General features: G+C 74.7%; 4 protein-coding genes. All 4 read right to left on the bottom strand.

All coding sequences use genetic code 11. From position 1 onward, the window contains the following. Window positions 1–755, bottom strand: a 755-nt coding sequence (locus GTR00_RS13785) for a BadF/BadG/BcrA/BcrD ATPase family protein (RefSeq protein WP_166612184.1), incomplete at its 3' end; no start/stop codon positions are given. A gap of 155 nt (window positions 756–910) precedes the next feature. Continuing rightward, complete coding sequence (locus GTR00_RS13790; protein ID WP_166612187.1) at window positions 911–2617, bottom strand: glycerol-3-phosphate dehydrogenase/oxidase; 1707 nt, start codon at window positions 2615–2617, stop codon at window positions 911–913. A gap of 134 nt (window positions 2618–2751) precedes the next feature. After that, window positions 2752–4284, bottom strand: coding sequence for a glycerol kinase GlpK (glpK, locus tag GTR00_RS13795; protein ID WP_166612185.1), 1533 nt, complete (start codon window positions 4282–4284; stop codon window positions 2752–2754). Window positions 4285–4340: 56 nt separating this feature from the next. Next, window positions 4341–5186 carry an MIP/aquaporin family protein gene (locus GTR00_RS13800; protein ID WP_166612186.1) on the bottom strand — a complete coding sequence of 282 codons (846 nt, stop codon included), beginning with the start codon at window positions 5184–5186 and terminating at the stop codon, window positions 4341–4343. Window positions 5187–5358 lie beyond the last annotated feature (172 nt).

Below are 5358 nucleotides of genomic sequence, written 5' to 3' on the forward strand. Positions count from 1 at the left end.
GTGCTGGCGTCCCTGGCGCCGGCGAGGGCGGTGACCGCCGGCGCCAGGGACGCCAGCACGCGGGCGCGGTCGTCGCCGCCCAGCAGCCGCGGCCAGCCGGCCGGGTCCCCCAGCGCGGCGCGCACCGCCGCCAGCAGCCGGTGGCCGTCCGGGCAGCGCCCGTCCGCCGCGCGCAGCGCCTCCTCCAGCGCGCGCCGCCCGATCCACGCCGCCCCGCCGCGGTCGCCCAGCAGGTGGCCCCAGCCGTCCACGCGCGTCCACGCCCCGCCGGCGGAGCGGCCCAGCCCGATCACGCCGGTGCCGGCGGCGAGCACGGCACCGGGCCGGCCGCCCAGCGCCCCGGCGTGGGCGGTGAGCGCGTCGGCGGCCAGGACCACCGCGCCCGGCGCCAGCGCCGCGACCAGCTCGGCGCGCACCGCGTCGCGGTCGGCGGCCACGGAGGCCAGGCCGGCCGCGCCCAGGGCGAGCGCGGCCACGGGCCGTGCGCGCAGCCCGGGCACGTCGCCCCACCGCTCCTGCAGGGCGCTCAGCAGGGCCCGCACGGCCCGCAGCACCCCGTCGCCGCGCGGCGCGGTGCCCGGCCCGTGCACGCGCAGCAGCGCGCCCTGCCCCGCGGGCGCCGCGGGGACCGCCGGCACCAGGGGCGCCAGGAGGGCCCGCGCGCCGCTGCCGCCCACGTCCAGGCCCAGCACGAGCGGTCCTGCGCCCACCACCGCCGCCGCTGCCGGGGTGCTGCCCGCCGTCCGCTCCACCACGGCGGCACCCTGCCACTCCGGTGCCCGGCCGCGCCGCCGCACCGGGCGCGCCGCCGCACCGGGCGCGCCGGTGCCCGCACGCACCGGGGGCCGGCCGCCGCGGCGCCGGTGCGGCACCACGGCGACCGGCCCCCCCGCGGGTCCGGCGCGCCCGGTCAGACCGGGACGATCTCCGGGGCGCGCAGGCGCGCCGCGTCGGCGCCGGCGTCGTCGGGCTCCTCCTGGGAGGCGCGCTCGGCGGCCACCCGCTCCAGGTAGGTGCGCACCTCGGTGGCGCGGCGCTCGTCGTCCCAGCCCAGCGCGTCGCCCATGAGCTGCGCGACGAGCTCGGCGCTCTCGGTGCCGCGGTCGTACGTCTCGATGGAGATGCGCGTGCGGCGGGCCAGGACGTCGTCGAGGTGGCGGGCGCCCTCGTGGGTGGCCGCGTAGACGACCTCCACCTTCAGGTAGTCGTCGGCGTGCGGCAGCGGCTCGGCCAGCGTGCGGTCCCGGGCGACCAGGCCGAGCAGCTCGTCCAGGGTGGAGCCGTAGCGGTTGAGCAGGTGCTCGACCTGGTCCACGTGCAGGCCGGAGCGGGCGGCGAGCAGGTGCCGCTGGTTCCACAGCGCGTGGTAGCCCTCGGCGCCCACGAGCGGCACGTCCTCCGTGGTGGAGGGCGGCACCTTGCCGTCCAGGCCGTTGACGGCGACGTCCACGGCGTCCTTGGCCATGACGCGGTACGTCGTGTACTTGCCGCCGGCGACGACGACCAGGCCGGGCACCGGGTGGCCGACGACGTGCTCGCGCGAGAGCTTGCTGGTGGACTCCGACTCGCCGCTGAGCAGCGGGCGCAGGCCCGCGTAGACGCCCTCGACGTCCTGGCGCGTCAGCGGGGACTTCAGCACCCCGTTGGCGTGGGAGAGCACGTAGTCGATGTCGGCGCTGGTGGCCGCCGGGTGGGCCTTGTCCAGCTCCCAGTCGGTGTCGGTGGTGCCGATGATCCAGTGCCGGCCCCACGGGATGATGAACAGCACGCTCTTCTCGGTGCGCAGGATCATCCCCGTGCGCGACTGGATGCGGTCGCGCGGCACGACGAGGTGGATGCCCTTGGAGGCGCGCACCTTGAACTGCCCGTGCGCGCCCACGAGCTCCTGCGTCTCGTCGGTCCACACGCCGGTGGCGTTGATGACCTGCTTGGCGCGCACCGGGATCTCCGCGCCGGACTCCAGGTCCGTCAGCACCGCGCCGACGACCCGCTCGCCCTGGCGCAGGAACTCCCGCACGCGGGTGCGGTTGGCGGCCAGCGCCCCGTAGGTGGCGGCGGTGCGCACGATCGTCATGGTGTGCCGCGCGTCGTCGACCTGGCCGTCGTAGTACTGGATCGCGCCGACCATGGCGTCGCGGCGGATGCCGGGGGCCTCGCGCTGCACGCCCTTGCGCGTCAGGTGACGGTGCAGGGGGAAGCCCTGGTTGTTCCCGCTGGACAGGGCCATGCCGTCGTACAGGGCCACGCCGGAGCCGACGTAGGGCCGCTCGGCGAAGCGCTTGGTGAGCGGGTACAGGAACGGCACCGGCTTCACCAGGTGCGGGGCGAGCTTGTTGCGCAGCAGGCCCCGCTCGCGCAGCGCCTCGTGCACCAGGGCGAAGTCGAGCATCTCCAGGTAGCGCAGGCCGCCGTGGATCAGCTTGCTGGACCGGCTCGAGGTGCCGCTGGCCCAGTCCCTCGCCTCCACCAGCCCGGTGCGCAGTCCACGGGTCACCGCGTCGAGGGCCGCACCGGCGCCGACGACACCCCCGCCCACGACGAGCACGTCCAGCTCGCCCTCGGCCATCGTGCGCAGCGCGTCCTGCCGCGACTGCGGCGACAGCGGTTTGGTCTCCACGTCCAGGTCCTCCAGATCGAGCGTCTGATCCATCCTCGGGCCGGTCGCCGCGGCGCGCTCGGCGAGCGCTGCGGCCGGCGTTCGCGCGCGGGCGGGTGCGGACCCGCCCGCGCGCCGTCACGCCCCCGCGGGCGTCAGTCGACGTCCACCCAGTCCAGCGTCCGCTGCACGGCCTTCTTCCAGCCCGCGTAGCCGTCGGTGCGCTGGGTGTCGTCCCAGGTGGGCTCCCAGCGGGCGCCCTCGTTCCAGTTCGCCTTCAGCTCCTCGGTGTCCTTCCAGAACCCGACGGCCAGGCCGGCGGCGTAGGCGGCGCCGAGCGCGGTGGTCTCGGCCACGACGGGCTTGGAGACCGGGACGCCCAGGACGTCCGCCTGCAGCTGCATGCACAGGGTGTTGGCGGTGATGCCGCCGTCGACCTTGAGCACCTCCACGGCCACGCCGGAGTCCTCGGCCATCGCCTCGGTCACGTCGCGGCTCTGGTAGCAGATCGACTCCAGCGTGGCGCGGGCGATGTGCGCGTTGGTGTTGTAGCGCGAGAGCCCCACGATCGCCCCGCGCGCGTCGGAGCGCCAGTAGGGGGCGAACAGGCCGGAGAAGGCGGGCACGAAGTAGCAGCCGCCGGAGTCCTGCACCTGGCGGGCCAGGTGCTCGGACTCCGCGGCGCCGGAGATGATGCCGAGCTGGTCGCGCAGCCACTGCACGGCCGAGCCGGTGACGGCGATGGAACCCTCCAGCGCGTACACGGGCTTGTCGTCGTTGAACTGGTAGCAGACGGTCGTCAGCAGCCCGGCCTTGGAGCGCACGAGCTCGGTGCCGGTGTTCAGCAGCATGAAGTTGCCGGTGCCGTAGGTGTTCTTCGCCATGCCGGGCTCGAAGCACACCTGGCCGACCATGGCGGCCTGCTGGTCGCCGAGGATGCCGGTCAGCGGCACCGGACCGCCCAGCGGGCCGTCGGCCACGGTGGGGCCGTACCCCTCGCTGCACGAGGAGGGCTTGATCTCCGGCAGCATCGCGCGCGGGATGCCGAAGATCTCCAGCAGCTCGTCGTCCCAGTCCAGGGTCTCCAGGTCCATGAGCATGGTGCGGCTGGCGTTGGTGACGTCGGTGACGTGCACGCCGCCGTTGACGCCGCCGGTCAGGTGCCAGATCAGCCAGGAGTCGGTGTTGCCGAACACCGCGTCGCCGCGCTCGGCGGCCTCGCGCACGCCGGGGACGTTCTCCAGGATCCACTGCACCTTGCCGCCGGAGAAGTACGTCGCCGGGGGCAGGCCGGTCTTCTGCCGGATCTTCTGCCCACGCTCGTCGCGGTCCAGGGCGGCGGCCAGGCGGTCGGTGCGGGTGTCCTGCCAGACGATCGCGTTGTAGTACGGCCGGCCGGTGCGGCGGTTCCACACCACGGCGGTCTCGCGCTGGTTGGTGATGCCCAGGGCGGCGAGGTCCTCGGCGCCCAGGTCCGCCTGGCGCAGGCCGGACTGGATGACGGAGCTGGTGCGCTCCCAGATCTCGATGGGGTCGTGCTCCACCCAGCCCGGCTTGGGCATGATCTGGGTGTGCTCGAGCTGGTACTTGGCCACCTCGTTGCCGCCGTGGTCGAAGACCATGAACCGGGTGGAGGTGGTGCCCTGGTCGACCGCTGCGACGTACCGGGCTCCGCTGTCGTTCGCCATGTCCGTGCTGCCTCTCTGCAGGTGCGTTCGGGGGGTGCTGGTGCCGTGCGGGGCGGTCAGTCGTCCTCGGCGGGCACGCGCCCGGCCGGCTGGTCCTGCGCGTCCTCGTCGGGAAGGTGGCGCTCCACCAGCACCCGGTACAGGGCGCCGCCGATCAGCGCGCCGATCACGGGGGCGACGATGGGCACCCAGAAGTAGAACTGCCCGCCGGGTTCGCGCATGGCCGTGGTGTAGCCGGTGATGAAGGAGGCCACCCGCGGGCCGAAGTCGCGCGCCGGGTTGATGGCGTAGCCGGCGTTGCTGCCCCAGGCCATGCCGATGCCGACGACGATCAGGCCGATGATGAACGGCGCGAGGTTGGCCGCCGGCGGGGTCGCGCGCAGCTCGGTGACCGCGAAGATGAGGAAGACGAGGATGGCGGTGCCGACGACCTGGTCGAGGAACGCGGTGCCGACGCTGACGCCCTCGCCGGGCAGGGTGGAGAAGATGCCCTGGCTGTCGAAGGTGGTGCCCGGGTCCACCGTGGCGATGGCGTCGGCGTAGACCCAGCGCACCAGCAGCGCCGCGGCGAACGCGCCGAGGAACTGGGCCACCGAGTACGGCAGCACCTTGCGCCAGGCGAAGCCCTTGAAGACCGCCAGGGCGATGGTCACGGCCGGGTTCAGGTGCGCGCCGGTCGTGCGGCCGGCGACGTAGATGCCGAAGGTGACGCCCAGCCCCCACGCCCAGTGGATGGAGTCGTCGCCGCCGTTCTGGCCGGCCACGACCTGGGCGACGACACCGACGCCGAAGAGGATGAGGACCGCGGTGCCCGCGAACTCGGCCAGCAGCTCGCCCGCGAGGGTCGGCTGCCGGCGCACCGCCGGTGGCGTCGCGGCCGAGGCCGGTCTGGTCTGTGCCATGGGTGAACTCCTCGTTGAGTCGACTGGCGGCTCGCTCGCCGCGGACGGGGACGTTAGGTGGGGGCCGCGGGGGCGTCAACGACCGGCGTCCGACGATGTCGAACGTCTCGCTCGGGGCGGGCCCGCCGGCTCAAGCACGGCGCCCGATCGGCCGATGCGTGCTCGGTGACCC

The organism is Kineococcus indalonis (genome assembly GCF_009906395.1).
In the GTDB taxonomy this organism is placed as follows: Bacteria; Actinomycetota; Actinomycetes; order Actinomycetales; family Kineococcaceae; genus Kineococcus; species Kineococcus indalonis.

Coding starts and splice junctions, on each gene's coding strand:
- glpK (WP_166612185.1), bottom strand. CDS start 4,284: ATGGCGAACGACAGCGGAGCCCGGTACGTCGCAGCGGTCGACCAGGGC.
- GTR00_RS13800 (WP_166612186.1), bottom strand. CDS start 5,186: ATGGCACAGACCAGACCGGCCTCGGCCGCGACGCCACCGGCGGTGCGC.